This is a genomic window from Stenotrophomonas sp. OVS01A (assembly GCF_019969775.1).
Taxonomy (GTDB): domain Bacteria; phylum Pseudomonadota; class Gammaproteobacteria; order Xanthomonadales; family Xanthomonadaceae; genus Stenotrophomonas; species Stenotrophomonas indicatrix.
This window is the reverse complement of record NZ_JAHXYV010000006.1, coordinates 70,399-94,304: the sequence shown is the minus strand read 5'-3', so window position 1 is coordinate 94,304 and position 23,906 is coordinate 70,399. Positions and strand designations below refer to the sequence as shown.

Annotated in this window: 26 protein-coding genes and 1 riboswitch; of the genes, 15 read left to right on the top strand and 11 right to left on the bottom strand. The window is 67.5% G+C overall.

The annotated features are described in order from the left end of the window. Positions 1-10: 10 nt before the first annotated feature. Complete coding sequence (gene msrB, locus LC407_RS17600) at positions 11-478, bottom strand: peptide-methionine (R)-S-oxide reductase MsrB (protein WP_025878406.1); 468 nt, start codon at positions 476-478, stop codon at positions 11-13. A gap of 138 nt (positions 479-616) precedes the next feature. Here msrB and LC407_RS17595 point away from each other — a divergent pair, with 138 nt between their 5' ends. Further along, entirely contained in the window at positions 617-991 is a 375-nt protein-coding gene (locus LC407_RS17595) for a hypothetical protein (RefSeq protein WP_033830254.1), read from the top strand. Positions 992-1,487: 496 nt separating this feature from the next. Further along, the gene (locus LC407_RS17590; RefSeq protein ID WP_025878408.1) at positions 1,488-1,640 is read left to right on the top strand and encodes a hypothetical protein; all 153 of its coding nucleotides are present in this window, start codon (positions 1,488-1,490) and stop codon (positions 1,638-1,640) included. A gap of 57 nt (positions 1,641-1,697) precedes the next feature. On the opposite strand, the gene LC407_RS17585 is transcribed toward LC407_RS17590, so the two are convergent. Then, positions 1,698-2,177, bottom strand: coding sequence for an AsnC family transcriptional regulator (locus tag LC407_RS17585; protein WP_025878409.1), 480 nt, complete (start codon positions 2,175-2,177; stop codon positions 1,698-1,700). Between the two features lie 149 nt (positions 2,178-2,326). On the opposite strand from LC407_RS17585, the gene LC407_RS17580 reads away from it, so the two are divergent. Next, positions 2,327-3,631: a D-amino acid dehydrogenase gene (locus LC407_RS17580; RefSeq protein WP_032976409.1), complete on the top strand. Its 1,305-nt coding sequence runs from the start codon at positions 2,327-2,329 to the stop codon at positions 3,629-3,631. Further along, positions 3,610-4,680 (top strand): alanine racemase, encoded by a 1,071-nt coding sequence (alr, locus tag LC407_RS17575; RefSeq protein WP_099782682.1) that lies wholly within the window; start codon positions 3,610-3,612, stop codon positions 4,678-4,680. Before LC407_RS17580 ends, alr begins: the two co-directional genes overlap by 22 nt. 182 nt (positions 4,681-4,862) lie before the next feature. On the opposite strand, the gene LC407_RS17570 is transcribed toward alr, so the two are convergent. Further along, positions 4,863-5,429, bottom strand: coding sequence for a DUF3016 domain-containing protein (locus tag LC407_RS17570; protein WP_088101647.1), 567 nt, complete (start codon positions 5,427-5,429; stop codon positions 4,863-4,865). A 249-nt stretch (positions 5,430-5,678) separates the two neighbouring features. Between LC407_RS17570 and LC407_RS17565 the strand changes: the two genes are divergently transcribed. Then, entirely contained in the window at positions 5,679-7,664 is a 1,986-nt protein-coding gene (locus LC407_RS17565; RefSeq protein ID WP_223483302.1) for an ATP-binding protein, read from the top strand. Between the two features lie 44 nt (positions 7,665-7,708). Further along, positions 7,709-7,999, top strand: a complete 291-nt coding sequence (locus tag LC407_RS17560; RefSeq protein WP_025878414.1) for a DUF3247 family protein — start codon at positions 7,709-7,711, stop codon at positions 7,997-7,999. 162 nt (positions 8,000-8,161) lie between these two features. Here LC407_RS17560 and LC407_RS17555 read toward each other — a convergent pair whose 3' ends face one another. Next, complete coding sequence (locus LC407_RS17555) at positions 8,162-8,425, bottom strand: hypothetical protein (protein ID WP_025878415.1); 264 nt, start codon at positions 8,423-8,425, stop codon at positions 8,162-8,164. 161 nt (positions 8,426-8,586) lie between these two features. Here LC407_RS17555 and LC407_RS17550 point away from each other — a divergent pair, with 161 nt between their 5' ends. Genes LC407_RS17550 through LC407_RS17540 form a run of 3 tightly spaced genes read left to right on the top strand, consistent with a single transcriptional unit; the run spans position 8,587 to position 11,035 of the window. After that, positions 8,587-9,657 carry a class I SAM-dependent methyltransferase gene (locus LC407_RS17550; RefSeq protein ID WP_025878416.1) on the top strand — a complete coding sequence of 357 codons (1,071 nt, stop codon included), beginning with the start codon at positions 8,587-8,589 and terminating at the stop codon, positions 9,655-9,657. Next, positions 9,654-10,355: a pseudouridine synthase gene (locus tag LC407_RS17545; protein ID WP_223483301.1), complete on the top strand. Its 702-nt coding sequence runs from the start codon at positions 9,654-9,656 to the stop codon at positions 10,353-10,355. The genes LC407_RS17550 and LC407_RS17545 overlap by 4 nt, the downstream gene beginning before the upstream one ends. After that, the gene (locus LC407_RS17540) at positions 10,352-11,035 is read left to right on the top strand and encodes an HAD family phosphatase (protein ID WP_223483300.1); all 684 of its coding nucleotides are present in this window, start codon (positions 10,352-10,354) and stop codon (positions 11,033-11,035) included. Before LC407_RS17545 ends, LC407_RS17540 begins: the two co-directional genes overlap by 4 nt. A gap of 441 nt (positions 11,036-11,476) precedes the next feature. Here LC407_RS17540 and fabB read toward each other — a convergent pair whose 3' ends face one another. Continuing rightward, complete coding sequence (gene fabB / locus LC407_RS17535) at positions 11,477-12,685, bottom strand: beta-ketoacyl-ACP synthase I (protein WP_059065874.1); 1,209 nt, start codon at positions 12,683-12,685, stop codon at positions 11,477-11,479. Continuing rightward, positions 12,685-13,200 carry a 3-hydroxyacyl-[acyl-carrier-protein] dehydratase FabA gene (gene fabA, locus LC407_RS17530; RefSeq protein ID WP_025878420.1) on the bottom strand — a complete coding sequence of 172 codons (516 nt, stop codon included), beginning with the start codon at positions 13,198-13,200 and terminating at the stop codon, positions 12,685-12,687. Before fabA ends, fabB begins: the two co-directional genes overlap by 1 nt. A 191-nt stretch (positions 13,201-13,391) precedes the next feature. On the opposite strand from fabA, the gene dinB reads away from it, so the two are divergent. Further along, positions 13,392-14,486, top strand: coding sequence for a DNA polymerase IV (dinB, locus tag LC407_RS17525; protein WP_223483299.1), 1,095 nt, complete (start codon positions 13,392-13,394; stop codon positions 14,484-14,486). Positions 14,487-14,841: 355 nt separating this feature from the next. Here the strand turns inward: dinB and LC407_RS17520 are convergent, their stop codons facing one another. Further along, the gene (locus LC407_RS17520) at positions 14,842-15,753 is read right to left on the bottom strand and encodes an MBL fold metallo-hydrolase (protein WP_223483298.1); all 912 of its coding nucleotides are present in this window, start codon (positions 15,751-15,753) and stop codon (positions 14,842-14,844) included. A 173-nt stretch (positions 15,754-15,926) separates the two neighbouring features. Beyond that, positions 15,927-16,565, bottom strand: coding sequence for an NAD(P)H-binding protein (locus LC407_RS17515; RefSeq protein WP_033830261.1), 639 nt, complete (start codon positions 16,563-16,565; stop codon positions 15,927-15,929). Between the two features lie 106 nt (positions 16,566-16,671). Between LC407_RS17515 and LC407_RS17510 the strand changes: the two genes are divergently transcribed. The 3 genes from LC407_RS17510 to gph are packed head-to-tail and all read left to right on the top strand — an operon-like array spanning position 16,672 to position 19,108. Next, positions 16,672-17,601: a LysR family transcriptional regulator gene (locus tag LC407_RS17510; protein ID WP_025878424.1), complete on the top strand. Its 930-nt coding sequence runs from the start codon at positions 16,672-16,674 to the stop codon at positions 17,599-17,601. Continuing rightward, complete coding sequence (locus LC407_RS17505) at positions 17,598-18,389, top strand: class I SAM-dependent methyltransferase (RefSeq protein ID WP_223483297.1); 792 nt, start codon at positions 17,598-17,600, stop codon at positions 18,387-18,389. Before LC407_RS17510 ends, LC407_RS17505 begins: the two co-directional genes overlap by 4 nt. A gap of 50 nt (positions 18,390-18,439) precedes the next feature. Continuing rightward, entirely contained in the window at positions 18,440-19,108 is a 669-nt protein-coding gene (gene gph, locus LC407_RS17500; protein WP_223483362.1) for a phosphoglycolate phosphatase, read from the top strand. A 78-nt stretch (positions 19,109-19,186) separates the two neighbouring features. Here gph and btuB read toward each other — a convergent pair whose 3' ends face one another. Next, the gene (gene btuB, locus LC407_RS17495) at positions 19,187-21,028 is read right to left on the bottom strand and encodes a TonB-dependent vitamin B12 receptor (protein WP_025878427.1); all 1,842 of its coding nucleotides are present in this window, start codon (positions 21,026-21,028) and stop codon (positions 19,187-19,189) included. A gap of 116 nt (positions 21,029-21,144) precedes the next feature. Continuing rightward, positions 21,145-21,366: riboswitch (cobalamin riboswitch) on the bottom strand. 176 nt (positions 21,367-21,542) lie between these two features. Here btuB and LC407_RS17490 point away from each other — a divergent pair. After that, the gene (locus LC407_RS17490) at positions 21,543-22,121 is read left to right on the top strand and encodes a histidine phosphatase family protein (RefSeq protein ID WP_223483296.1); all 579 of its coding nucleotides are present in this window, start codon (positions 21,543-21,545) and stop codon (positions 22,119-22,121) included. 142 nt (positions 22,122-22,263) lie between these two features. On the opposite strand, the gene LC407_RS17485 is transcribed toward LC407_RS17490, so the two are convergent. Then, positions 22,264-22,626 carry a TfoX/Sxy family protein gene (locus LC407_RS17485; RefSeq protein WP_223483295.1) on the bottom strand — a complete coding sequence of 121 codons (363 nt, stop codon included), beginning with the start codon at positions 22,624-22,626 and terminating at the stop codon, positions 22,264-22,266. Beyond that, positions 22,623-23,105: a GAF domain-containing protein gene (locus tag LC407_RS17480; protein WP_025878430.1), complete on the bottom strand. Its 483-nt coding sequence runs from the start codon at positions 23,103-23,105 to the stop codon at positions 22,623-22,625. The genes LC407_RS17485 and LC407_RS17480 overlap by 4 nt, the downstream gene beginning before the upstream one ends. A gap of 67 nt (positions 23,106-23,172) precedes the next feature. Between LC407_RS17480 and bioD the strand changes: the two genes are divergently transcribed. Then, complete coding sequence (gene bioD / locus LC407_RS17475) at positions 23,173-23,865, top strand: dethiobiotin synthase (protein ID WP_223483294.1); 693 nt, start codon at positions 23,173-23,175, stop codon at positions 23,863-23,865. Positions 23,866-23,906 lie beyond the last annotated feature (41 nt).

The window sequence follows — 23,906 nt, the reverse complement described above, 5'->3', positions numbered from 1 at the left end:
GCGGCGCGTGTCAGCCCGCCACGCCGGCCTCCGCGCCGCCACGCTGCAGCGGATCGGGCCACGGCTCGCCGTTGCCGGTGAATGAAAGTGAGACCGAGTTCAGGCAGTGGCGCTCGTAGGTGGGCGGCGGACCGTCCGGGAACACGTGGCCCAGATGGCTGCCACAGCGGGCGCAGGTGATCTCGGTGCGGACCATGCCGTGGCTGGTGTCGCGGATCTCGCGCACGTGCGACGGGTCGAACGGGGCGAAGAAACTGGGCCAGCCGGTGCCCGAATCGAACTTGGTGCTGGAGCGGAACAAGGGCAGGGCGCACAGGCGGCAGCAGTAGACGCCCTCGCGCTTGTTGTCGAGGAATACCCCGCAGAACGGCGCCTCGGTGCCGTGCTGCAGCAGCACGCGGCGCTCCTCGGCGCTGAGCCCGGCGACCAGGGCGTCGGTCTGCGTGGCGGTGGGGGGCGTCAGATCGAAAGCGCTCATGCCGGCTCTCCGTGGGGTTGTGGCCTGGGATGCCAGCAGACGTGGGGGTGTCGGCACACGCTTGCAAGTGTGATGGCCGTTCATGGCCGGCACACAGGGGCAGGCGCAGGGTAAGCGTGGCCCACCCTGGAGCGCGCGATGAAACCCCGCCTAGTCCTGTTGCTGTCGGCCCTGTTGCCTCTGCTCGCCCAGGCGCAGGTTCCCACCGGCAGTCCGACCGCCACCCGCAGCAGCTCGACGGTGGCACCGCCGCCTGTCGCCCCGCCACCGCAGGCGTCGCGCCCGCAGCCGCAGGTGCTGCCCTCGCCGCAGCCGGCACAGCCGATCCGATCGACCGGCCCGGCCCAGGTGACCCCCACGCCCGCACCGGCGCTGCCGGACAAGGTCTACGACCGCAACGGCCGCATCGTTCCCGGCGTCAAACCGGTCGGCCCCAACCGCGTGTTCGACTCGCGCACCGGCCGCTACTACGACAGCGTACCGACCGGCGACGGCCAGCAGATCAAGCGCTGACCCCAGCGCCCGCAACCAATCGCGCAACCCAAAGAGAGCGCAGCGACCCGCTGTCGCTCTTTTTTTTTCTTTTTCTTTTCCGTGGCTGGCGCCCGCATGAACCTGTCCAAGGCCGGGCGGGTGGGCTGTGCAGGGGCGCAAGCGCCATGGATGGCGCGCCCGAGCCTACAGGGGTGAGGGCGCTTTGCTTGCGAAGCACTGCTTCGCAAGCGCCCGAACGCACAGCCGCTAGCGGCTGGGCCGGTCTGGGGATTCACGGCGTCCCCTGCACAGCCCACCCGCCCGGCCTCACCCGCAATGCTGGAAGCATGCGCAGCCACAAGGGGCTCAGCCGTTGGCAGGAAACCCGCCACCCACATGAACGCCGGAAAACAGCCCCCGCCCTGCACATCCCGCATCACCCGTTTTTCGCCTGCGATTAACCGCCCCAGGACCACGGTGGACCTGCGCCGGCATACCTGTCGTCGCGCTTCCCTCGTCCCCTTGGAATACGATCATGGCCAACCAGCAGAACCGTCATCCCGGCAAGGAACAGCAGGGCAAAACACCGCAGGAACAGCAGCGCCAGCAGCAACAGCAACAGCAGCCGAACGAGCAGCAGAAGAAGAATCCGCAACAGGGTTCCATGAAGAACCCGCAGCAGCGCTGATGCAGCCAGGGGCCAGAGCCCGCGTTGCGGGGTCTGGTCCCGCTGCCGCCAGTCGGTTCAATCCGGAATCGGCAGCGCCCAGGTCTCCTTGACCTCTTCCATCACGATGTAGCTCTTCGACTCACGCACATGTGGCAGGGTCAGCAGGGTGCTGCCGAGCAGCTTGCGATAGGACGCCATCTCGCTGATCCGTGCCTTCAGCAGGTAATCAAAATCGCCCGACACCAGATGGCATTCCAGCACGTTGGGCAGCTTCAGCGCCGAACGCCGGAATTCCTCGAAGATGTCGCCGGATTTGTAGGCCAGGCTGATCTCCACGAACACCAGCAGGCTCGCTTTCAGCGCGCTGGGGTCCAGGTGCGCGTGGTAGCCGGTGATCACCGCTTCGCGCTCCAGCCGGCGCACGCGCTCGGTGCACGGGGTGGTCGACAGGCCGACCCGTTCGCCCAGCTCGGTGAAGGAAATGCGGCCTTCGGCCTGCAGGATGCGCAGGATCTTGCGGTCGATCTTGTCCAGCTCGCGGGGACGGGTGGCCATGGGCGTCAAGTTCGGGGAGTGAATCACAGGGAAATATCCTGACTGCATTGCTGAAATCAGGCAAATCATCTGGATACGGAAGAATATACTTCCCCGATTATGGCCCCTGCGCACGCAAATGCAGGGAATGATCGGGTTGGAGAATTCCCATGCGAGTCCTAGTCCTCGGCAGCGGCGTGATCGGCACCACCAGTGCCTGGTACCTGCGACAGGCCGGGTTTGAAGTCACGGTCGTCGACCGCCAGCCCGGTCCCGCGCTGGAAACCAGCTTCGCCAATGCCGGCCAGCTGTCATTCGGCTACACCTCGCCGTGGGCTGCCCCGGGCGTGCCGAAGAAGGCCATCGGCTGGCTGTTCGAAAAGCACGCACCGCTGGCGATCAAGCCGGGCATGGACCTGGCCCAGTACCGCTGGCTGTGGCAGATGCTGCGCAACTGCACCCACGAGCGCTACGCGATCAACAAGGCGCGCATGGTGCGCATGTCCGAGTACAGCCGCGACTGCCTGAACGAGCTGCGTGCGCAGATCGGCATCGATTTCGAAGGGCGCGACCTGGGCACCACCCAGCTGTTCCGCACCCAGCAGCAGCTGGATGCATCGGCGCAGGACATCGAGATCCTGGCCCAGTACGGCGTGCCGTACGAAGTGCTGGATCGCGCCGGCATCATCAAGGCCGAGCCTGCGTTGGCCCACGTCGATGGCCTGGTGGGTGCGCTGCGCCTGCCGCGCGACCAGACCGGCGATTGCCAGCTGTTCACCCGCCGCCTGGCGCAGATGGCGGCCGAAGCGGGGGTCGAGTTCCGTTACGACCAGGACATCACCGGCGTGGAATCCGACGGCGACCGCATCACCGGCGTGCGCATCGGCGGCAAGCTGGAAACCGCGGACCGCTTCGTGGTCGCACTGGGCAGCTATTCGCCGGGACTGGTCGCGCCGCTGGGCATGCGCCTGCCGGTGTATCCGCTGAAGGGCTATTCGCTGACCCTGCCGATCACCGACCCGGCGATGGCGCCCACCTCGACCATCCTCGATGAGAGCTACAAGGTGGCGGTGACCCGCTTCGACAACCGCATCCGCGTCGGTGGCATGGCCGAGGTGGCCGGTTTCGACCTGTCGCTGTCGCCGCGCCGCCGCGAGACGCTGGAGCTGGTGGTGCGCGACCTGTACCCGAAGGGCGGTGACCTGGCCAAGGCCGAGTTCTGGACCGGCCTGCGCCCGGCCACGCCGGACGGCACGCCGGTGATCGGCGCCACGCCGTTCCGCAACCTGTTCCTCAACACCGGCCACGGCACGTTGGGTTGGACCATGGCCTGCGGCTCGGGCCGCTACCTGGCCGACCTGATGAGCGCGCGCCAGCCGCAGATCAGCACCGAAGGCCTGGATATCTTCCGCTACGGCCAGTACCGCCACGCCCCGCAACATGAGAACCGCACATGCGTCCTGCCCGCGCGCTGATCGACCTGGGCGCACTGCGCAGCAACTATCGCCTGGCCCGTGAACTGGGCGGTGGCAAAGCGCTGGCGATCCTCAAGGCCGATGCCTATGGCCACGGTGCGGTGCGCTGTGCGCAGGCACTGGAAGGCGAGGCCGACGGCTTTGGCGTGGCCACCATCGAAGAAGCGCTGGAACTGCGCCAGGCCGGCATCCGTGCGCCGATCCTGCTGCTGGAAGGCATCTTCGAGCCCAGCGAAATGGCGCTGGTGGCCGAGCATGACCTGTGGTTCTCGGTCGGTTCGCCGTGGCAGCTGGAAGCGCTGGTCGCGTTCGACAGCCCGCGGCCGCTGACGGTGTGGCTGAAGCTGGACAGCGGCATGCACCGGCTGGGCCTGGACGTTCCCGGATTCCGCGCCGCGCACGCGCGTTTGTCTGCACTGCCGCAGGTGGCGCGCATCGTGATGATGACCCACCTGGCACGCGCCGATGAACTGGACAGCGAGCGTACCCGTGAGCAGGCCGCGACCTTCGTCGAGGCCATCGATGGTCTTGAAGGCGAGACCAGCATCTGCAATTCGCCGGCGCTGCTGGGCTGGCCGGACGTGCGCAGTGACTGGGTGCGCCCGGGCCTGATGCTGTACGGCGCCAATCCGCTGCCGGACAACAGTGAACTCACCGCGCGCCTGCGCCCGGTGATGACGATGCAGTCCAAGGTGTTCGCCGAGCGCTGGATCGAAGCCGGCGAGCCGGTCGGCTACGGTGCGCGCTTCGTGGCCAAGGCGCGCACACGCGTGGGCGTGGTCGCACTGGGCTATGCCGATGGTTATCCGCAGTTCGCCCCCAATGGCACGCCGGTGCTGATCGATGGCCAACCCGGTGGGCTGATCGGCCGCGTGTCGATGGACATGCTGACCGTGGACCTGACCGCGCATGCGCAGGCCGGTGTCGGCAGCGTGGTGGAACTGTGGGGTACGGCGCCGACGCTGTCCGAGCTGGCGCCGCGCTGCGGTGTCAGTGCCTACCAGCTGCCGTGCGGCGTCAAGCGCGTGGCACGCATCTACCAGGACTGACCGGCTCTGGTAGCTGCCGACCTTGGTCGGCGCTGTGAATGCGTGTCGACCAAGGTCGACACCTACCGGATCGGATCAGACCCTGGTCGGCGCTGTGAATGCGTGTCGACCAAGGTCGACACCTACCGGATCGGATCAGACCCTGGTCGGCGCTGCGAATGCGTGTCGACCAAGGTCGACACCTACCGGGCAGCGGTAACGCGTGAGGTCAGCTGGCGCTTCACCCAGTCATCGATCAGGCGCTTTTCATAGCGCAGCGGATCGGTATCGCTCTTCAGGCCGATGTTGTGCAGGTAGCCGCTGTCGCTCAGGCGGGCGTCGCCTTCATCGATGATGCGCCCGCTGGCGTCCTTCAGCGTGTATTGCAGGGTGATCCGCGGCGGGTAGATGTCGCGCATGATCCGGATGTCGCGGCCACGCGGGCCGTGCCAGGGCTCGTAGTCGCCTGCGCGCTTGACGTCCACCAGGGTCACCTCCAGCGTCTGCCCGGCCTGCAGGGGCTTGGCGGCGCTGGTCTGCACGTAGCGTGCCAGCTGCTGCACCCAGTCCCCGCGTTCGGCCTCGAAGCGGTTGGTGCTCTGGCGGATCTCGGTGAATTGCGCCGGATCATTCCATTGCACGCTGACCGGGCCATCGGCCTGTAGTGCGCGCGGCGCATCGGGCGCGGTTACCGTCCGCGGTGCGGCGGCCACGCTGCCCACGGCAAGCATGCCGGCCAGCAGCAGGGCGGTTGAAAGCGAACCTTTCATGGCAGTCTCCTGCGTCCCCGAAGCGGGGAGGATGATGATCTCGGATCGAGTGTGATCCCGCCGCCGGGCCGCAGCAATGGCCAGTAGCGTCAAATGCGTCAACAGTTGCCGCCAATTCATGGTCGTCAACCCTGACTGACGGCGCTTGACGCTGTGAATACGCACTCTGGAAGATGCTGTACCTCCATCCGGTCTTTTCCTCCCACGCCCTTGTCCACACTGCCGCCCCTCGTGGAGCGCTCACCCTTGATGGTGCCGACGCCCGAAACCGACCTGCACCATGGCGTGCTTGAGCGCATCCACGCAGGTTTCTGTGTGATCCAGGTGCTGTTCGATGGCGACGAGGCGATCGACTACCGCTTCCTCGAGGTCAACGATGCCTTCGAGCGCCACACCGGCCTGAAGGATGCCTGTGGCAAGCGCATGAGCACGCTGGAGCCCCATCACGAAGGCGACTGGTTCCGGATCTACGGCGAAGTGGCGCGGACCGGGCGACCGGCCCAGTTCGAAATGGATGCCCGTGCTCTGGGGCGCACGTTCGCCGTGGATGCCGTTCGGGTTGGCCAGCCGGGCGAGGACAAGGTCGGCATCCTGTTCTTCGACGTGACCGCGCGCAAGCAGATGGAAGTGGAACTGGGCGAGAGCGAGGCCCGTTTCAGTGCGTTGGCCGATGGCCTGCCGATGCCGGTGTGGGTACTGGACGAGCGCGGCCACGCCCGCTTCGTCAACAGTGCCTTCAGCGAGTTCTTCGGCGGCGACGAGAACCGGGTGCCCGAAGATGTCTGGCGCGGCCTGGTGCATCCCGACGATGCGTCGGTGTTCGAATACGAACTGCAGGAAGCGCTTAAGGCACAGCGTTCGATGCATGCGTTGGTGCGTGCCCGTCGTGCCGATGGGCAGTGGCGCTGGCTGGAAATGAACGCACGTCCGCGCTTCTCGCGGATGGGCCGTTTCATCGGCCTGGCCGGCAGCAGCCCGGATGTCACCGAGCGCCGCGAGATCGAACTGGCGCGCGAGGAACTGCTGCAGTCCGAGCGTGCCGCGCGCAGTGCGGCCGAAAACATGGCGCGGCTGAAGGATGAGTTCCTGGCCACGCTGTCGCACGAGCTGCGCACACCGCTGACCACGATCCTGGGCTGGAGTGAACTGCTGCTGCAGCGCGTGGATTCCACCAGCCCGCTGTACAAGGGCCTGGGCGTGATCGCCAACAGCGCGACCGCGCAGAAGCGGTTGATCTCGGACATGCTCGACCTCAGCAGCATGCTGCTGGGCAAGGTGCAGCTGGAAGTGGAAGTGCTGGACCTGCGCGACCAGTTGAACGAAGCGATGGGCGCACAGGAGCTGGTGGCCGAGGGCAAGGCGCTGGACGTCACCCTGCAGCTGCCGGCACAGCCCTGCCAGGTGCTGGGCGATGCCACCCGGCTGCAGCAGGTGTTCTGGAACCTGTTGTCCAACGCGATCAAGTTCACCCCGGCCGAAGGCCGCATCGACGTGCAGCTGCAGGCCGATGGCAACTATTGGACGATCACCGTGCGCGATACCGGCGACGGCATCGCGCCGGAGTTCCTGAACCATCTGTTCAGCCGCTTCCGCCAGGCCGACGGCACCACCACCCGCCGCCATGGCGGTCTGGGCCTGGGCCTGGCCATCGTGCAGCAGCTGGTCGAGCTGCACGGCGGTTCGGTCAGCGCGGCCAGCGATGGCCACGGTCACGGCTCCACCTTCACCGTGCGCCTGCCGCAGCATCTGCCCGATGCCGAACGGCGTCCGCTGCGTGAGGTCGTCAGCGGTCCTATCCTGGAACCGATGGTGGTCGAGCCGTACCCGCTGCGCGGCCTCCATGTGCTGGCGGTGGAAGACCAGCCTGAAGTGCTGGAGTACCTGCGGCGCATGCTGGAAGAGCAGGGCGCGAGCGTGTCCGCCGCCAGTTCGGCGGGCGAGGCGCTGGCGCTGCTGGCCGACAATGGCCACCTGCAGTACCAGGTGCTGCTGACCGACATCGGCATGCCGGGCATGGATGGCTATGGCCTGGTAAGCACGTTGCGGCAGGACCTGGGCGTAGACGCGGCAGCGCTGCCGGCGGTAGCGGTGACTGCGCTGGCGCGTGCCGATGACCGTCGCCGTGCGTTGGCCTCGGGCTTCCAGGAGCATGTGGCCAAGCCGTATTCGGTGGCCCAGCTGGTGGGTGTGGTGCGGCGCGTGCAGGCCACGCGCGGGGACAGCCTGCTGCACTGAGCATTCACGGACGATCGGCGACCCTGCAGTTCAGGAGGTCGCCGATGTCCCGTATTGCTCCCCGTATCCATACTGATTCCGCGCAGATCGCGCGCCTGGAAGCCCTGTTGCCGCAGTTGCAGGGGGAAACCGAGGTGCAGCTGACCCTGCACGATGGTCGACGCCTGCTGGGCACGGTTGCGGTGCAGCCGACGCTGCAGCAGTACCGCAACGACGCCGGCGACGAAGGCAGCAATGGCCAGCTGCGGCTGGACGATCTTGATGCGCCGGTGCAGCAGCATCACGTGTGGCTGGATGAAATCGCCAGCATCCGCAGGTTGCCGCCGAGGCTCTGACGGCAACTGCAGATGGCTGCATCCACGCATGGCGTGGATCTACTGTAGAGCCACGCCATGCGTGGCTGCGATGGTCAACGTTCGAACAGGCGTAGAGCCACGCCATGCGTGGCTGCGATGATCATTCGAACAGTAGAGCCACGCCATGCGTGGCTGCGATGGTCAATGTTCGAACAGCGTTGCCGTCGCTTCGAACCTGCGCGCATACGCGCGCTCCTCGGCTACCCGGGTCACTTCATCGTCTGCCAGATCCGGCGCGCCATAGACGGCGTAGGCCACGCTGCCATCGGCGCCGTGGCCAACCTGGTGCAGGCGGTAGCGGGAATGGCCGCCGCCGGTGTCCTCCGGGTAATGCACGGGGGGATGGCTGCCTTCCAGGTCCATTTCACTGTTGTCGACAACACCTCCGACGAACAAGGCACGCATGCAGGATCTCCAGGGGTTGCGGGGGAGCTTCTACCCTGAACGCTGGCATGTTGCTGCGGCATCAAGGCAACGTTGAAGTTTCGCAAAGCGGTGGCCGGGGCCGGGCCGGGGCGGACAAGCCGGTACAATGGACGGCCCTCACGCTTCCAGTACCCGCGCCGATGGCATCCAGCGACGACGCCCCCCTGCAGACCCTGTTCCTGCCGTTCTCCAGCGGCGCCCTGCGCTGGCCGGAGGGTCCGGTGGCCTTCCTGCGCGCCCGTGACGGCTGGCCACTGCGCGAGCAGGCCGGCGGCCGCGAGGTCGACTGCGAGCAGAGCTTCGCCCCGTTCGCGCAGCCGCTGCAGCAGGCCGCTGGCTGGACCGTCAGCGGGCAGCTGGATGATGTTGCCGGCCGCGGCCGTTACCCGCTGGTGCTGGTGCTGCCGCCGCGCCAGCGCGAGGAAGCCCGCGCGCTGTTCGCCCGCGCCCTGGCGCTGGTCGCCGAGGGTGGCCGCATCGTGGCCTGCCAGCACAACAACGAAGGTGCCCGCTCCGGCGAAGGCGACCTCAAGCAGCTGGCCGGCCTCGGCGGCAGCCTGACCAAGAACCACTGCCGCGTGTTCTGGACCGCTCCGCTGCAGGGCCAGCACGATGTGGACGTAGCCAAGCGCTGGGGCGCGCTGGACGCGGTGCGGCCGATCGTCGGCGGCCGTTTCCTCAGCCGTCCGGGCGTGTTCGCCTGGGACCGCATCGACCCGGCGTCGGCCCTGCTGGCCGAGCATCTGCCGGCCGACCTGGCCGGGCGTGCAGCTGACCTCGGTGCCGGTTACGGCTACCTGTCGCGTGAACTGCTGGAGCGCTGCCCGAAGATCACCGCGCTGGACCTGTACGAGGCCGAGAAGCGCGCGCTGGACCTGGCCGAACTCAATCTGGCGCCGCCACCGCGTCCCGTGCCGCTGCGCTTCCTGTGGCGCGACGTCACCGCCGGTATCGAGCCGGACTACGACGTCATCATCAGCAACCCGCCGTTCCACACGCCCTCGCGTGCGGATCGCCCGGACATCGGCCAGCGCTTCATCGCCGTGGCCGCGCAGGCGCTGCGCCCGGGTGGGCGCCTGTACGTGGTGGCCAACCGCCACCTGCCCTACGAGTACACGCTCAACGAGAGCTTCGGCGCGGTGCGCGTGGTTGCCGAGCGCGATGGCTTCAAGCTGGTCGAAGCGGTGAAGGGCAAGGGGAAGGGCCGGTGAAGCTGGTCAAGCACATCGCCAACCTCGGCTACGGCAGCCGCAAGCAGGTGCAGTGGATGTTCCGCGAAGGCCGCGTTACCGACGCCGACGGCGAGGTGCTCTACGCCGACGACCAGGTGGCGCATGAAGCGGTGCGGGTGGACGGCGAGCCACTGGACCCGCCGGTGGGCCTGTCGCTGGCGATGTACAAGCCGGCCGGCTACACCTGTTCGACCAAGGACAAGGGCCGCCTGATCTACGACCTGCTGCCGCCGCGCTTCCGCGACCGCGACCCGGTGCTGTCCACCGTCGGCCGTCTGGACCGTGAGACCAGCGGCCTGTTGCTGCTGACCGACGACGGCAACCTGCTGCATCGGATCATTTCGCCGAAGTCGAAGCTGCCCAAGGTCTACGAAGTGGAGCTGGCCGAAGACCTGCGTGGTGACGAGGTGGCGCTGTTTGCCAGCGGCACGCTGATGCTGGAAGCGGAGAAGACGCCCCTGCTGCCGGCTGAACTGCAGGTGCTCGGGCCGCGCAAGGCGAGCCTGGTACTGCACGAAGGCCGCTACCATCAGGTACGCCGCATGTTCGCTGCCGCAGGCAACCATGTGCAGGCACTGCATCGCAGCCGTGTTGGTGGCCTGGACCTGCAGGGACTGGCCGAAGGGCAATGGCGGCTGCTGACCTCCACCGATCTGGATACGTTGTTCGCTCCATGACTTCCATCGCTGCGCTGCCGTTCCTGCCCGACGCCGTCATCTTCGACATGGACGGCCTGATGATCGACAGCGAGCGTGTGTCGCTTGCATGCTGGAGCGAGGCGGCGGAGGAATTCGGCCTGCCCCTGGATGCCAGCTTCTTCGTGCGCATGGTCGGCCTTGGCGACCGCGACAGCCAGGCGCTGCTGCGCCAGCAGGGCATCGAAGACAGCATGATCGAGGCCATGGCCGCGCGTTGCCATGATCTGTACGAGGAGCGCACGCAGACCGGGCTGCCGCTGCGGCCGGGCATCCTGGAACTGCTGGAGTTGTTGAAGGCGCACGCGGTGCCGCGCGCGGTGGCGACCACTACGCGGCAGCCGCGGGCCAGCCGCAAGCTGGCTGCAGCCGGGCTGCTGCCATACTTCGATGCGGTGATCACCAGTGGCGATGTGGCGCGGCCGAAGCCGGCGCCGGACATCTACCTGCTGGCCGCGCAGCGGCTGGGACAGGCGCCGGAACGTTGCCTGGCGCTGGAGGATTCGCCGGCGGGAACCCGTGCCGCGCTGGCCGCCGGCATGACCGTGATCCAGGTACCGGACCTGGTGCATCCCGATGAAGAACTGCGCGCGCTCGGCCACCGCATCGTCGGCTCGCTGGTGGACGCGCACGCCTTGCTGCTGCCGCTACTGCCGAAGTAACGGTGGGGGATGGTGGGTGCCGACCGCTGGTCGGCACGCTTCACCGTTCTCGCCGGGCATGGCCCGGCGCTACCGCCTTGGTAGGTGCCACCTTGAACCTGGTGGTGCCACCTTGAACCTGGTGGGTGCCGACCGTTGGCCGGCACGCTTCACCGCTCTCGCCGGGCATGGCCCGGCGCTACCGCTCTGGTAGGTGCCACCTTGAACCCGGTGGGTGCCGACCGTTGGTCGGCACGCTTCACCGCTCTCGCCGGGCATGGCCCGGCGCTACCGCCCTGGCAGGTGCCAACCTTGAACCCGGTGGTGCCACCTTGAACCCGGTGGTGCCACCTTGAAGCTGGTGGGTGCCGACCGTTGGTCGGCACGCTTCACCGTTCTCGCCGGGCATGGTCCGGCGCTACCGCTCTGGTAGGTGCCAACCTTGGTTGGCACGCTTTCAGATCACACTCTGCCGAACACCAGCGCCGCGTTGGTGCCACCGAAGCCGAAGCTGTTGGACATCACCGTATCCAGCTTCTGCTCGCGGCTTTCGCGCAGGATCGGGAAGCCTTCCACCCTCGGGTCCAGCTCGCCGATGTTGGCCGAGCCGGCCACGAAGCCGTCGCGCATCATCAGCAGGCAGTAGATCGCTTCATGCACGCTGGCGGCGCCCAGCGAATGGCCCGACAGCGCCTTGGTCGAGGACAGCGGCGGAATCGCATCGCCGAACACCTCGCGGATCGCACCCAGCTCGGTCACATCGCCCAGCGGGGTCGAGGTGCCGTGGGTGTTGAGGTAATCCAGCGGACGGTCCACGTTCTGCAGCGCCATCTTCATGCAGCGCACGGCGCCTTCGCCGGACGGCGCGACCATGTCGGCGCCATCGGAGGTCACGCCATAGCCGATCAGCTCGGCATGGATGTGCGCGCCACGTGCCACCGCGTGTTCGTAGTCCTCCAGCACCAGCATGCCGCCACCGCCGGCGATGACGAAGCCATCGCGGTCCTTGTCATACGGGCGCGAGGCGCTGGCGGGGGTGTCGTTGAAGCTGGTGGACAGTGCGCCCATCGCATCGAACATCACGCTCATCGACCAGTGCAGGTCTTCACCGCCGCCGGCGAACATGATGTCCTGCGCGCCGTGGCGGATGAGGTCGGCAGCCGCACCGATGCAGTGCGCCGAGGTCGCGCATGCGGCCGACAGCGAGTAGCTGACGCCCTTGATCTGGAATGCGGTGGCCAGGCAGGCCGACACGGTCGAGCACATCGTGCGCGGCACCATGTACGGACCCACTTTGCGCACGCCACGGCTGCGCAGCAGATCCACCGCACCCACCTGCCATTCGCTGGAGCCACCGCCGGAACCGGCGATCAGGCCGGTGCGCAGGCCGCTGACCTGTTCCGGGGTCAGGCCCGCATCGGTGATGGCATCGGCCATCGCCAGGTAGGCGAAGGCAGCGGCATCGCTCATGAAGCGCTTCTGCTTGCGGTCGATCAGCGCATCCAGGTCGAGGTCGACGCGACCGCCGACCTGGCTGCGCAGGCCGGCTTCGGCGTGGTCGGCCAGCGCGGTGATGCCGGCGCGGCTTTCACGCAGGGCGGCCGAAACGGTATCCAGATCATTGCCGAGGCAGGACGTGATGCCCATGCCGGTGATGACGACGCGACGCATCAGAAGCTCCCGGTTTCGGTGAACAGGCCCACGCGCAGGTCGCGGGCGTTGTAGATCTCGCGGTCGTCCACGTACATGCGTGCGTCGGACTGGGCCATCACCAGCTTGCGGTTGATGACGCGGCTGATGTCGATCTCGTAGCGCACCAGCTTGGCATCAGGCAGCACCTGGCCGGTGAACTTCACTTCGCCGCAGCCCAGGGCGCGGCCCTTGCCGGGGGCACCCAGCCAGGTCAGGAAGAAGCCAGTCAGCTGCCACATGGCATCCAGGCCCAGGCAGCCGGGCATCACCGGGTCGCCGATGAAGTGGCAGCCGAAGAACCACAGGTCCGGGCGGATATCCAGTTCGGCGCGTACCATGCCCTTGCCATGCGGTCCGCCGTCCTCGCGGATTTCGGTGATGCGGTCGAACATCAGCATCGGGTCGTTGGGCAACCGGCCGGCGGCAGCGCCGAACAGTTCACCGCGTGCGCTGGCCAGCAGCTGGTCGCGGTTGAACGCGTGGAGACGAGTCATGGAAAGCGCAATCCTGGAAGCGAAAACAAGGCAACGAATTCCCGAGGATGCACGACGGATCAGGCGGATATCAAACCGCGTCTCCGTACGCGTGCGTAGTGTTTTCAGCTGAAACCACGCATCCCGTTGATGCACAACGACCATACTTCGGCGTCTGGACCGGTACGGTGCAGGTATCATGTGGGCCAACCATGAACGCACTGCGCAAGATCATCCACGTCGACATGGACGCCTTCTACGCGTCGGTGGAGCAGCGTGACGATCCGTCACTGCGCGGCAAGCCGGTGGTGGTGGCATGGCGTGGTGCGCGTTCAGTGGTGTGTGCCGCTTCGTACGAGGCGCGCGTGTTCGGCGTGCGTTCGGCGATGCCGGCGCTGCGCGCCGAACGCCTGTGCCCGGACGCGATCTTCGTGCCGCCGGACTTCGCGCGTTACAAGGCGGTATCGCGCCACGTGCGCGAGATCTTCCTGCGCCATACCGACCTGGTCGAGCCGCTGTCCTTGGACGAGGCCTACCTGGACGTGACCGAGGCGAAGAGTGGCATCGAACTGGCCACCGACATCGCCCGCACCATCCGCGCGCAGATCCGCGAGGAAACCAACCTGACCGCTTCAGCCGGGATCGCGCCGAACAAGTTCCTGGCCAAGATCGCCTCGGACTGGCGCAAGCCCGACGGCCAGTTCGTGATTCCGCCACAGCGGGTGGACGCATTCCTGCTGCCGCTGCCGGTGAACCGCGTGCCCGGCGTGGGCAAGGTGATGGAAGGCAAGCTGGCGGCGCGCGGCATCGTCACCTGCGGCGACCTGCGGCAATGGACGCTGCCGGACCTGGAAGACGCCTTCGGCAGCTTCGGCCGCAGCCTGTACAACCGCGCACGTGGTGTCGACGAGCGGCCGGTGGAGCCTGACCAGCAGGTGCAGTCGATCTCTTCGGAGGACACCTTCGCCGAGGACCTGCTGCTGGAAGACCTGAGCGAGGCGATCGTGCAGCTGGCCGGGAAGACCTGGCAGGCCACGCGCAAGACCGAACGCATCGGCCACACCGTGGTACTGAAACTGAAGACCGCGCAGTTCCGCATCCTCACCCGCAGCTTCACCCCGGAACGCCCGCCCGAGTCGATGGAAGAACTGCGCGACATCGCACTTTCATTGCGCGCCCGCGTAGATCTACCCGCCGACACCCGCTATCGGCTGGTCGGCGTCGGCCTCGGCGGCTTCCGCGAAAAGGAAGCCGTGGTGCAGGGCGAACTGTTCGAGCACACAACGAACGACTCCCCACGGACCTGATACATGTGTCGACCAAGGTCGACACCTACCAACAGCCGCGTGCCGACCAACGGTCAGCACCCACCAACAGCAGCGGGAAGCTGTCGAAGGCGGGGTGGGTCCGGTTGCGGGGGTGTCCGCGGCATGGATGCCGCGGCCAAGCCCCCAAGGGTGAGGGCGCTTTGCTTGCGAAGCACTGCTTCGCAAGCGCCCGAACGCACAGCCGCCAGCGGCTGGGCCGGTCTGGGGGTTTACGGCGTCCCCCGCAACCGGACCCACCCCGCTAACCCTCAGAAAACCAGCTTCTGCTGTTGCTTCTGCTGTTGCAGTTGCCTCTGCGGTTGCAGGGCGCAGCCCTGCAAAAGAACCCCTTACCTTACAGCCACTGCATCTCGCCCTTGGCCACCTTCGCACTCAACTCCAGCGACGCCACGCCCGCCAGCTGCGGATAGCGCGCCTGCATCGCCTTCACCAACGCAGCGCTGTCCTTGGCCTTGGCGGTTTCAACATCGAAGGCACGGATGTAATCCGCGGTGAAGCGCAACGCACTGGCATCCAGTGCCGCTCCCTCCGCGTAATGGCCGGGCACCACCACCTTCGGCTTCAGCGCCTGCAGCTGCTGCAGCGTGCGCAGCCAATCGGCATGCGACTGCGGCGTCTGCGTATCGGCCATCCACACGTGCTCGCCGGCCACCACCGGAATGCCACCGACGATCGCGCGCAGCGACGGCACCCACAGCACGCTGCGGTCCGGCGTCGGGCCATCCAGGCCGATCAACGGCAGGCGCTGGCCTTCCAGCTGCAGTGCATCGCCTTCCAGCACCGCGGGCACCACGATGCGTGCGGGAGCGTCGGCGCCCATCTTCGGCCCCCAGTACGCCAGCTTGCCGGCCTGGGACTCACGGATGTGCGCCACGGTCTGCGCGGTGGCGACGATGCGCGCCTGCGGGAACGCATCCTGCACGGTGGCCAGGCCGAAGTAATAGTCCGGATCGCCATGGCTGATGTAGATGGTGGTCAGCCGCTTGCCGCTGGCACGGATCTGCTCGACCAGCCGGCGTGCATCGCCGGCAGCAAACTGCGCGTTGACCAGGATCGCGTCGTTGCGCCCTTCGATCAGCACCGAGGACACCGAGAACATTGCCTGCGGTCCGGGATGGAAGGTCTGCAGGCGCAGCTGGGATTTGGCAGCGCTGGCGGGTGCAGGCGCGGCCGGTGCGGCCAGCAGCGGGGCGCTGGTGAAGCTGGCAGCCAGCGCGAGAGGAAGCAGCAGGGCAGCAGTACGCATGGGAGGTGTCCTTGGAGTGTCGAGCCGAGCGTTGGCTATGCCGGGCGTCCTTGCCCGGCCCCCTACGGGCCGTCGCAAGCGACGTTGGCAACGGCTCCTGCCGTTGCCTTCGGCTTTACAGGTGGGTAGCGCCGGGCCATGCCCGGCGGGCGGTCAGGCCGGCGAGTGCGTGATCAGTACGCCGCCGTGATGATCTGCCTGGGGTGCTTGTGCGCTTCCAGTTCGGCGACGAACGCGGCGCCGTAGTCGGCGTAGCTGATGCGGCTGTGGCCGCTGGCATCGGCGAGGAAGGCCTTGGGCTGCACGCGGTACTGCCCACGCTCTTCACCTGGGCCGATTTCGGCGGCCGGCGAGAAGAAGGTCCAGTCCAGGTCATCCACCGCCTGCAGGCGGTTGAACGCTTCACGGTGGGCAAGCGCGTAGGGCTTGTAGGCCTCCGGGAAGGTGGGGGTGTCGACCAGCTGCACGCCGGGGGCGACTTCCAGGCTGCCGGCGCCACCGACCACGACCAGGCGCGGCACGTTGGCCTTGCGGGCGGCGTTGGCCAGCTGTGCGGCAACCTCGCCGACGCGACCGATGTCGTCGCCCGGGCGCGGGCCGTAGGCGCTGGCCAGCACATCGTGGCCGGTGATGGCGGCGACCAGGGCGTCCTGGTCATCCAGCGAGGCGATGACCGGATGGGCGCCGGCCAGCTCGGCCGGCAGGTCCTGCGCGCTGCGCACGATGACGGTCAGTTGATGGCCGTTGGCCAGCGCGTGGCGGGCGATCTGGCGGCCGATGTTGCCGGTGGCACCGACGAGGGCGATCTTCATGGCAGGACTCCGTGGGGGTGGTGGCTGGGAATGGGGCCACTGTAGGCCGCTGCAGTCGCTCGAAAAACAGCGTATAACGCGCTTGTTTGTTGCATGGATCGAGCAGATGGACCGATTGACCGCCATGACCGTATTCGTCGAAGTTGCCGAGCGCGGCAGCCTGACCGCCGCCGCCGAGGTGCTGGACATGTCGCGGGCGATGGTCAGCCGCTACCTGGCCGAGGTGGAGGGCTGGCTGGGCGCGCGGCTGCTGCACCGGACCACGCGTCGGGTCAGCCTGACCGGGGCCGGTGAAGCCGCGCTGGCGCGTTTCCGGCAGATGCTGGCGATCGGCGAGGAACTGCAGGGTGAGCTGGCCAGCGACGATCCCGAGCCACACGGCACGCTGCGCATCACCGCCAGCGTGTCGTTCGGGCAGAGCCATCTGGCGCGTGCGGTGGCCGCCTTCGTGCAGCGCCATCCGGCCGCACGCATCGAACTGCTGCTGGTCGACCGCATGGTCAACCTGGTAGAGGAGCGCGTCGACCTGGCCGTGCGCATCGCGCGGCAGATCGATCCCAGCCTGATCGCACGTCGTTTGGCGATCTGCCGTTCGGTGCTGTGCGCGACGCCGGCCTACCTGCAGGCGCGTGGCACGCCGACCGCGCCCGAACACCTCGCCGTGCACAACTGCCTGACCCATCACTACGTCGGCAAAAGCCTGTGGCAGCTGCATCGCGAAGGGCGCTCGTTGTCGGTGGCGGTGGGCGGCAACATCAGTGCCAATGAAGCATCGCTGTTGCTGGAGGCGGTGCGCGCCAATGCCGGTATTGCCATGTTGCCGACCTATCAGGTCGCGCCGTTGCTGCGCAGTGGTGAGCTGATCGAACTGCTGCCCGAGTACAGCCTGGACGAGCTGGGCATTCATGCCGTGTACGCCTCGCGCCGGCAACAGCCCGTTATCATGCGGCGATTCCTGGATTTCCTCGCCGAGTGCTTCGCCAGCCCGGCCTTCCAGGATCTGGACTGGCGGCCTTCGGGCAAGGAGAACACATGAACCATGGACAGGCGTTGATCGACCACAACCGTGCTGCCTGGGACCGCCAGGCCAGCGAGGTGCGCGAGTGGTCGCGACCGGTGGATGCCGAAACGATTGCCGCCGCACGCGAGGGACGCTGGCAGGTACACCTGACGCCGCGTGCGTTGCCGCTGGATTGGCTGGGCGATGTGCGTGGCAGGCGCATCCTGTGCCTGGCCTCGGCCGGTGGCCAACAGGCACCCGTGCTTGCCGCGGCAGGCGCTGAGGTGACCGTATTCGATCTTTCCGAAGGGCAGCTGGCGCAGGACCGCGCCGTCGCCGACCGCGACGGTCTGTCGCTGCGCACCGTGCAGGGTGACATGCGTGATCTGCAGGCCTTTGCCAGTGACAGCTTCGACGTGGTGTTCCATCCCATATCGAACCTGTACGTGCCCGACGTGCGTCCGGTGTGGGCCGAGTGCCGCCGGGTGCTGGCACGCGATGGCCTGCTGATGGCCAGCTTCTACAATCCGGTGGTGTTCGTTGCTGCGCGTGATGCACAGCTGAGCGAGCAGGGCCTGATCCGTCCGCAGCACGCGATTCCCTATTCCGACCTGGAAGACCTGGAGCCCGCCGCGCGCGAGGCCAAGCTGGCCCGTGGCGAAGCGCTGACATTCGGCCACAGCCTGGGGGATCTGATCGCCGGGCAGCTGGATGCCGGGTTCGTCATCGACCGCTTCATGGAAGACTGGCAGCCGCAGCCGCGCTTCCTGATCGACCGTTACCTGCCGACCTTCCTGGCCACCCGCGCACGCCGGATCGGCTGAAGACGCGGGCGTACAATGGACGGCCCCACGTTGCACGAGTGAGCCGTCCCTTGTCGTATCCCTATCCGCTGGTCGTGTTCGACCTCGATGGCACGCTGGTCGACAGCGCCGCCGATATCGCCGAAGCACTGAACCGCACGCTGGAAGACATCGGCCTGGCGCGCGTACCCGAAGCCACCGTGCTGGGCTGGATCGGCGACGGCGTGCGCCGGCTGGTCGAACAGGCCGTGCAGGCCGCCGGGCGTCAGATCGATCTGGCAGCGGTGATGCCGACCTTCATGGTCCATTACCGCGAATGCCTGCTGCGCAGCCCGCAGCTGTTCGCTGGCGTAGTGGACGCGCTGGCGCAGTTGCGCGCGTTGAACGTGCCGCTGGCCATCTGCACCAACAAGCCGGCCGCGCTGGTGCCGCCGTTGCTGCAGCACCTGGGCATCGCCGATGCCTTTGCGCTGGTGCTGGGGGGTGATTCGCTGCCGCAGCGCAAGCCCAGTGGTGAGCCGTTGCGGCATATCGCCGCGCACTTCGAACTGCCCGTCGACGCGTGCCTGATGGTTGGCGATTCGCTCACCGACTATCGTGCTGCCGAGGACGCCGGCATGCCGATTGTGCTGGTGCGCTACGGCTATCCGCGAGGACTGGACCTGGAAAACGCGCAGGCCGTCGCGGTAATCGACGACCTGCGTGAACTGCCGGGATTGGCTGCGGTATCGGCGATCTGACCCGCCGGTAGCGCCGGGCCATGCCCGGCGGCCCTTCGATCTGGCGCCCCGACGCCGGGCATGGCCCGGCGCTACCACTTACCTGGGCTGGTAACGCACGCTCAGCTGATACTCGCGGCCTGGCTGGTTGAACCACGCCACGGTTTCGTACTCGCGGTCGAACACATTGGCCACCCGCGCCAGCACCGACCATGCCGGGGTCAGCGCGTATTCGGCGCGCAGATCCAGCGTGCCGTAGCCGCCGACCTTCACCGCGTTGGCGGCATCGTCGTAGCGCTTGCCCGCGCCCTGCACGGTCAGGCCGGTGCGGAAATCACCGAAACGGCGGTCGATGTCCAGGCGCGCGGTCTGCTGCGCACGGCGTGCCAGCCAGTTGTCGAACTGCGCGCTGCCGTTGGTGCGGTTGCGCGGGTCGGTGAAACTCAGCTGCGCGTTGATGTCGAAGCCGGCCACGGTGGCGCCGCCGGTCAATTCCGCACCGCGGATGCGTGCCTTTTCGACCTGCTGCATGCGGAAGGTGGCCGCGTCGTAGGTGATCAGGTCATCGATGCGGGTTTCGTACACGTCCAGGCCCCAGCGCCAGCCCTGGCCCTGCTGCGAGATGCCGAGATTGGCACTCTTGGACTTTTCCGGGTCCAGCGTCGGCACGCCGCTCCACGGGTCGTACAGGTCGCTGAAGGTCGGTGCCTTGAACGCGGTGCCGTAGCTGGCGTTGACGCGCAGGCCGTGGCCCAGCTCCATCGCCCAGCCGAGGCTGCCGGTGGCATGGTTGCCGAACTGCTGGTTGTCATCATTGCGTGCGCTGGCCTGCAGCTGGTGACGGCCGAAGCGCGCCTGGTACTGCAGGAACACGCCGGTGTTGCGACGGCTGTCGACCAGGTAACCGGCGCTGCTGCCATCCAGGTTGTCCTCGCTCCAGTCCACGCCGGCGCTGAGCAGCTGGCCTTCGGCAATACCGATGTCGGCCTGCAGCGAAGCGCTGTCGCGGTGCGTCTGTGCGCTGCCGCGTGCACCGAAATCACCGAAGTTGTCGGACTCGTTGTCGCTGCGGCCGACGTTGGCGGTCAGCGTCAACTGCTCGGACGGGGTGTAGCGCACCTTGCCGGCCAGCACCTGCTGGCGGGTCTCGGAGTAGTTGTAGTAGCCGTCGTAGTGGTTCTTGCCGTCGGCACGCAGGGCGCTGCCTTCCACGGTCCACTGGTCGCTCAGGTTGTAACCACCGCGCAGGCTCTTGGACAGGTTGCGGTAGCCATCGCGGTCGGGTTCATCGGCAAAGCAGCCGGTGAACAGCGTGGCCGAACCGCGGCAGGCATCGATGCCATCCGAATGCTGGTAGGCGATGTCGGCGCCGAACCAGCCGCGTTCGGTGCCGCCACCGATGCCGCCGCTGGCTTCACGCAGGCCATTGCTGCCGCCGCCCAGCTGGAAGTGCGGAGCGAAATCACCCTGGTTGCGGCGGGTGAAGATCTGGATCACGCCGCCGATGGCGTCGGCACCGTACAGGCTGGACTGCGGGCCGCGCACGATTTCCACGCGCTCGATCTGTGCCAGCGGCAGATCCTGGTACATCGCCAGGCCGAGGTCGGCGCTGTTGATGCGCACGCCATCGACCAGCACCACGGTGTGCGAGGAATTGGTGCCACGCAGGAACAGCGAGCTCTGCTTGCCCAGGCCACCGGCATTGGTCAGGTTGATGCCGGCGCGGCCCTGCAGCAGTTCCTGCAGGGAGGTGGCCTGGCTGGATTCGATCTGCGCACGGTCGATCACCTGCGCAGGCGCAATGCTGTCCTGCAGGGCGATCGGAGTACGGGTAGCGGTGACCAGCACCTGGTCGAGGTCGGCGGCGCCATCATCGGCCAGGGCCAATGCAGGAAGTGCGGCCAGCACGGCCAGGGACAGCATTCGGGACTGCAGTTTCATCGGGGGACTCCAGGTGCCGCGCACGCCCGCGCAGCGAAGGGGAGGAGTCACAACAGGCAGGCACGCGCCGATGCCGCGGCCATCGCCACAGACATCCAGCGCCATGCCCACCGCATCGCGACCTGAGGCTTCCGGGCCGGTCTCCGGGCTCGCCGCCGGGTGGCCCGAGGCCACCGTCCAGGCGCCTTCCCATGCCTGCGGCACAGTGGCGGGTTGCCTGGAATTGACGTGCTTACCGTTGCGGGGGCAGCGCCGGCATGGCGTGTTGTCACGCGTCACCGGCTTCCCGTTTCAACCTGCCGGCAGGGCCGCAGGTCACCTGGAAGTGCGCGCAGTCTACGGCATCGCGGCCGGCCCGTAGCGTCGAACCCGCACGACTGAGCAGGCGCGGATGCACCTGCACGGTGCAGCAGACCTGCGCCAGCGCCTAGAATGCAGCTCGAATTATCGTGGTGCCGTTGCCGATGTCCGTCTGTTTTCCGCTGTTCCCGCGCCGCCCTGACTGGGCACGCGCATGATCCTCGACCTGGTCCGCCATGCCGGCAACGGTCGCGATGAGTTCCTCGATGGCCGCAGCGATCCGCCGCAGCTGGCCCGCCTGCCGCAGGAACTGGTCGATGCCTATGCCGGGCAATCGTGGGAACGGGTGATCAGTTCGCCGCGCCTGCGCTCGCTGCATACGGCGATGGCACTGGCCACACCGCGCGCGCTGGATGTTGAGGCCGACGAGGAGTGGGAAGAGCTGGATTTCGGCGACTGGGATGGCCAGTCATTGTTCGATCTGCCGGAAGAGGCGTTGGCCGCGTTCCACGCCGATCCGCACGCGTTTCCGCCGCCGCATGGCGAAAGCTGGGGCCACTTCGAACGGCGCATCGCACGCGCGCTGGATCGCCTGCTGGATGACGACGACCCGCCGCCGACGGTCGTGGTCAGCCACGGCGGCCCGCTGCGCATGGTGCTGTCGCTGGTGTGCGGCCTGCCGATGTCGCTGTGCTGGGGGCTGCGCATCGACCACGGCACGCGCCTGCGCGTGTGGGTCGAGCGCGGAGAAGTGGGGCTGGTGGGCGAGCTGCTGGAGCTGCAGCAACCCTGACGAATCCGGTAGCGCCGGGCCATGCCCGGCGGATTCCACATCAACCGCGCTACGCGTTCGCCGGGCATGGTCCGGCGCTACCGATCCCGCATCACAGTGGTGGTGCCGGCCGGTGGCCGGCATTCCCAGCAACGCGGAGGCCTCAATCCTCGTCGGCGCTTTCGGCCGTGCTTTCTTCGCCCTCGTCCTCGGCGTCGAAGCGCTGCTCATGCACCGGGCCCGAGGCCGGACCTGCCGCCTTCAGCGGATGCACGGCAATCCGCGCTTCGTAGTCCTGCACCAGCGCCGTACGCTGCGGCTCGCTCAATTCCTGCCAGTGGCAGTCCAGCAGCGCACCTTCCAGCGAATACAGCAGGTTGAGGCTGGGCTTGAAGCCGGCACGCTTGACCTTGACGAAGGCACCGACGGCACCGATGGCAACCAGGTCCTCGCGGCTGCGCAGGCCCACCTGGCGCAGCCATGCCGCACTCTTCGGGCCGATGTTGCGCAGCTTGACCGCGCTCACGCCAACGCCCCGACGAACACCTCGGCGATGGCTTCCAGGCCGGCCTGGTCCTCGGCATCGAAGCGGCCAACGACCGGGCTGTCGATATCGAACACGCCGATCAGCTCCCCACCGCGGAGCAACGGCACCACCAGTTCCGAGCGCGATGCGGCGTCGCAGGCGATATGGCCGGGGAAGGCGTCCACGTCTTCGATCCGCTGGGTAACGCGCTGGCTGGCGGCCGCACCGCACACGCCCTTGTCCAGCGGAATGCGCACGCAGGCCGGCAGGCCCTGGAACGGACCGACCACCAGTTCCTTGCCGTCGTACAGGTAGAAGCCCACCCAGTTCAGGTCGGGCAGGGCGTGGTAGACCAGTGCAGCGAGGTTGGCCGCATTGGCGATGCGGTCGGACTCGCCGTAGACCAGGCCACGGGCCTGTTCCAGCAGCTGGGCGTATTGTTCCGGCTTGCTGCCGGTGAGCGAGGCGTTGGCGAACATGGCCGCAGTCTAGCAAGCGTGCCGGGCCAGCGATAATGGGGGCTCTGTTGCCCTGCTGGAGCCTGTGATGTCCCTGCCTGCCACGTTGCCAAAGGCCCTGTTCGTCACCGGCACCGATACCGAGATCGGCAAGACCGCCGCCAGTACCGCGCTGCTGCACGCGCTGCGCCGGCGCGGCCTGCGCGCGGTGGGCATGAAGCCGGTGGCCAGCGGCAGCCATGACGCGGGGCAGGGGCTGCGCAACGACGACGCGCTGGCATTGCAGGTCGCCAGCCTGCCGGTGCCTGACTACGCCGATCTGAACCCCTACGCATTGCGCCAGCCGTTGGCGCCCGAACTGGCGGCCGCAGAAGATGGCGTGCGCATTGAACTGGCCCCGATCGTGGCGGCCTTCGAACGCCTGCGCGCACAGGCCGACGTGGTGGTGGTCGAAGGCGTGGGCGGCTGGCTGGCGCCGTTGTCGGCGCAGCTGGACCAGCTTGACCTGGTACGTGCGCTGCGGCTGCCGGTGGTGCTGGTGGTCGGCATGCGTCTGGGCTGCGTCAACCATGCGCGGTTGACCGCACACGCGCTGCAGGCCAGTGGCGTGGAGTGCCTGGGCTGGATCGGCAACCACATCGATCCGTCGATGCAGCGCCAGGATGAGAATTTCGCGACCTTGCAGCAGCGTCTGCCGATGCCCTGCTGGGGCCGGCTGCCGCATCTGCCGGGCGCCGATGGAGAAGCGTTGAGCGCGTATCTGCACAGCGACCACAGGTAGTGCCGGCCGCTGGCCGGCAACTGCACGCGTTTCACCACCTC